Here is a 3,879-nt window from a genome sequence, read left to right as displayed (position 1 = left end):
CACACGCATTAATGACTTATGAAACGTAGTAAATAAGTCTAGTGTGCTATACTTTACATGGAAGTACCCGAAAATAACCAAGAAAAGAGGTCAAGAAATGAGTATGCTGGTCGCACGAATGCAAAAGATGAAATCAGGGAATCTAGGTGGTATTGAAAGACATAACCAACGAACTTTTGAGAATCATAGCAATCCAGATATTGACCCTAAAAAACAAGATTTAAATTATGATTTGGTGAATGACGAGCCAATCAATTACAAAGAAAAAATACAAGGAATTATAGACACTCAAAGGGAAAGTCAAAGAGCGATTCGGAAAGATGCCGTTTTAGTGAACGAGTGGATTCTTACTAGCAATCAAGAATTTTTTGAAGGCATGAGCGAACAAGAAACACGAAAATTCTTTCAAGATACTTTGGAGTATTTTTCTGAAAAATTTGGTACTCAAAACATGGCGTATGCACAAGTTCATTTAGACGAAACGACTCCACATATGCACTTGGGTGTTGTTCCAATGACTGAAGGTAAATTATCAGGAAAAACGGTGTTCAATCGTCAAACCTTAAAAGAAATCCAAAGCGATTTACCTGAATTTCTGAAGGGAAAAGGTTTCAATATCGAACGTGGGATTGAAGGTTCTGAACGAAAAAATTTAAGCGTTGCGACTTATAAAAAAGTTGTGAATGAGGCCAAAGCTGAAGCTGAAAAAGAAATCAGTCAAATTAAAGTCCACAAGAAGCCATTGGTGGATTTAGAAGGCGTTAAAAAGCGTTCAAAAGAAAAAGGCGTTATGAATAAGCGTGTTGAAATTTCACCTGAAGATTTCGATAAGTTATTGCTGACGGCAAAAGAGAATGTAAAGCTAAGACACGTAGCTCGTAAAAAAATAAAAGAGAATGAAGATTTAGATCAAAAGTTTGATATTTTAAGAAATCAGTATTTGGTTGCTGTCCATAAAAGACAAGCAGCGAATGATAAATTAGAAAATAAAAATGCTGAATTGCTGAATGAGGTTAAAAATTTAAAACAAGAATTGAGAACAGAAATTGATAAGAGGATTGTTTATGCAGATATGCTTATCAATGATTTTAATGTGACTGCATGGTCGAAAGAAGAAACGAAAGCTAGGCTCGTTTTAAGCAAGCTAGATAGAGGTGTAGAGCCTTCCAATGTAAAACAAGGTCAAGAATGGCGAGAAACCTTAGAAAAGGCTAGAGGTTCAAATATCAAGCCTGATAGGTTAGAGCGTGGTATTAGCAAAATTAAAGAGATTATCGAGAAATTCAAAGAAAAAGTGCTTGCTAGAAGGAAAAATAAAAAGCAGAACAGGGGAAGATAGTCAAAAAACGTCATATTTTGCGTTTTAAGCTGTTCTAGCGTGTATTTCGTCTAGTAGTCGGTGTAATCGTTAAAACACGTTAGAGAAGCGAAAATGGAGCTGTAAGCGACTGGTAGCGGAACGGTCGTGTTAGATTACATAAGCGACTGCTAGATGAAATACTAAGCGTAGCGCCCTTTGATTTCGGAAGGGAGAGGTTCGTGGGGTTTGGGGAAAGAATTTCCCCAAGGTCTTTATGCGGTTGATGGAAATATCGGAGTACGGGAAATCCGTTCTCTGGTATTTCCATCTTTTTTCTTTTAGGTTTTTGATCTAAATTGGGTTCAATGGGGAAGGGGGGCAAGGCGAATTTTCGCCGTACTACGACACCCCCCTATGTGGTCATCTGGTCATCTGGTCAAAAGTGGTTCGGCACCTACTGCCCCAAGGGATAAAAATGACCAGAAAATTTGTTTTTTTTTGGTCATGGTCAAAAAAAAGCACTAAACAGTTACTAAATAGTTGCTAATAAGTTCCTAAAATGTTAATGTGTGTATAAATAAAAAAAGAAAAAGAGGGTTGTTTTTATGAATGAAAAGAGAAGAGTTGTGGTTACTTTAACAAAAGATGTTGCCGAACAATTAGATTTGATTGCTAAAAAAATGGGTTTAACTAAGTCTGGTTTGATAACTGTTTGGACTAATGAAAATAGAAAGGAATCAGAACAAAAAAAATAAGCAAAAACTCGTATTTTTGAAAAGGGTCGAGTTTTTGCTATTAGTTTTTCTGTTAAGGTGATTATATCATGAGTGAGAAAGATGTTCAAAAAGATAGACGTGCAAGAAGTTGGAGTTGGATAGTTTATCCGGAATCTGCTCCGGATAATTGGAGACAGTTATTAGACGAAACAGGGGAAAAATGGATTGAGAGCCCTTTGCACGATAAAGATATTAACGAAACAACAAATGAATTAAAAAAGCCACATTGGCATATTATTGTTTCGTTTGAAAATAAAAAAAGCTATAATCAGATGTTGAAAATATCTGAAATGTTGAATGCGCCAAAACCTGAAAAAGTCGGGAGTTTACAAGGTGCTGTTCAATATTTATGGCATAGGAATAACCCTGAAAAATATCAGTATAACAAGAGTGAAATTGTTGCTCATAATGGGTTTAAATACCGACAATATTTAACGGATATTGGAGTAGATACTGATTCGATATTGCAAGAAGTAGTTGCTTGGATTCAAGAGACAGGTTGTTCTGAATATGGTGATTTAGTTGATTATTCAGTGTCAGAAAAATTTGACGATTGGTTTCCAACAGTTAGAAGTCAGACTATATTTCTGACGGCTTATTTACGTTCTAATCGCCATAAACCTAGGTTGATAGATAAAGAAACAGGAGAGATAAAACAATGATGAAAAAGGAGAAAATCATAATGAAACACATTGAGTTATCTGACTTGAATCATAGAATGCTGATTGAAAAAATGCGAGAAGATTTACGTGCCCTTGAAAAAAATATGGATATTTTATACACGAGTGGTTCAGAGCAAACAATGCGATATACAAAAACAATTGCAAAAGCAGATTGATTTTTGGCAGCGTGAATTTAGATTTTGGGAGTGAAAAAACAATGAGGACTGAAAAAGAAATTTTAAATTTAGTTTCTGAATTTGCTTATCAACGAAGCAATGTAAAAATTATTGCTCTCGAGGGTTCAAGAACTAATGAAAATATAAAAAAAGATAAGTTTCAAGATTATGATTTTGCTTTTTTCGTATCAGATATTGAGTGTTTCACACATGAAGAAAGTTGGTTAAGTTTATTTGGAGAATTATTGTTTATACAGAAACCAGAAGATATGGAATTATTCCCACCTGATTTAGATTATGGTTACAGTTATATAATGTATTTTAAAGATGGCATAAAAATGGATATTACATTAATTAATTTAAAAGATTTAAATCGTTATTTTAGTGATTCTGATGGTCTTGTAAAAATTTTAGTTGATAAAGATAATTTAGTAATTCAAGAAATTGTTCCAGATGACTCAAATTATTGGTTAAAAAAACCAACAGAACGAGAATTTTATGATTGCTGTAATGAGTTTTGGAGTGTCTCAACGTATGTAGCAAAGGGTGTTTTTAGAAGAGAAATATTATTTGCTTTAGATCATTTCAATAATATTTTACGTCCTGAATTATTAAGAATGATTTCTTGGTATATTGGCTTTAATAGGGGTTTTGATTTTAGTTTAGGAAAGAATTATAAGTTTATAAACAAATATTTAACTGATAAAGAATTCAATATGTTTTTAGCTACTTTTGAGATGAATGGATATAGAAAGACATACCAATCTTTTAAGCTTTGTTGTGAATTATTTAAATATTATTCAAATAAAGTAAGTTGTTTAGGAAATTATAACTATCCAAATTACGAAAAAAATATTGAGAATTTTATTCGTAATAATTATGAGAATTAATTTTATTAGCAACCACATTTTTGGTTGCTTGGGTTTAGGTTTTGAATTTATGGGCTGACTTGTTCAGTCCATTTT

5 protein-coding genes are annotated in these 3,879 nt (G+C 33.0%); all 5 read left to right on the top strand.

The features are described 5' to 3' along the window. Positions 1 to 97: 97 nt before the first annotated feature. The 5 genes from mobV (at position 98) to str (ending at position 3,804) form a co-directional block, all read left to right on the top strand. Positions 98 to 1,339 (top strand): MobV family relaxase, encoded by a 1,242-nt coding sequence (mobV, locus tag RV00_RS15745; RefSeq protein WP_071863485.1) that lies wholly within the window; start codon positions 98 to 100, stop codon positions 1,337 to 1,339. 566 nt (positions 1,340 to 1,905) lie between these two features. Beyond that, positions 1,906 to 2,055 carry a transcriptional regulator gene (locus RV00_RS15740; protein WP_071863484.1) on the top strand — a complete coding sequence of 50 codons (150 nt, stop codon included), beginning with the start codon at positions 1,906 to 1,908 and terminating at the stop codon, positions 2,053 to 2,055. Positions 2,056 to 2,123: 68 nt separating this feature from the next. Continuing rightward, complete coding sequence (locus tag RV00_RS15735) at positions 2,124 to 2,738, top strand: replication protein (protein ID WP_071863483.1); 615 nt, start codon at positions 2,124 to 2,126, stop codon at positions 2,736 to 2,738. Beyond that, positions 2,735 to 2,914 carry a hypothetical protein gene (locus RV00_RS15730; protein WP_071863482.1) on the top strand — a complete coding sequence of 60 codons (180 nt, stop codon included), beginning with the start codon at positions 2,735 to 2,737 and terminating at the stop codon, positions 2,912 to 2,914. Before RV00_RS15735 ends, RV00_RS15730 begins: the two co-directional genes overlap by 4 nt. Positions 2,915 to 2,955: 41 nt before the next feature. Next, positions 2,956 to 3,804, top strand: coding sequence for a streptomycin adenylyltransferase Str (gene str, locus RV00_RS15725; protein WP_010711054.1), 849 nt, complete (start codon positions 2,956 to 2,958; stop codon positions 3,802 to 3,804). Positions 3,805 to 3,879 lie beyond the last annotated feature (75 nt).

Origin of the sequence: Enterococcus devriesei (genome assembly GCF_001885905.1) — a bacterium.
Classification (GTDB): Bacteria; Bacillota; Bacilli; order Lactobacillales; family Enterococcaceae; genus Enterococcus_A; species Enterococcus_A devriesei.
This window is presented reverse-complemented; position numbering and strand designations above follow the sequence as displayed.

Excerpts from the sequence above, each read along its gene's own strand:
- mobV (WP_071863485.1), top strand. The coding sequence starts at position 98 with ATGAGTATGCTGGTCGCACGAATGCAAAAGATGAAATCAGGGAATCTA.
- RV00_RS15740 (WP_071863484.1), top strand. The coding sequence starts at position 1,906 with ATGAATGAAAAGAGAAGAGTTGTGGTTACTTTAACAAAAGATGTTGCC.
- RV00_RS15735 (WP_071863483.1), top strand. The coding sequence starts at position 2,124 with ATGAGTGAGAAAGATGTTCAAAAAGATAGACGTGCAAGAAGTTGGAGT.
- RV00_RS15730 (WP_071863482.1), top strand. The coding sequence starts at position 2,735 with ATGATGAAAAAGGAGAAAATCATAATGAAACACATTGAGTTATCTGAC.
- str (WP_010711054.1), top strand. The coding sequence starts at position 2,956 with ATGAGGACTGAAAAAGAAATTTTAAATTTAGTTTCTGAATTTGCTTAT.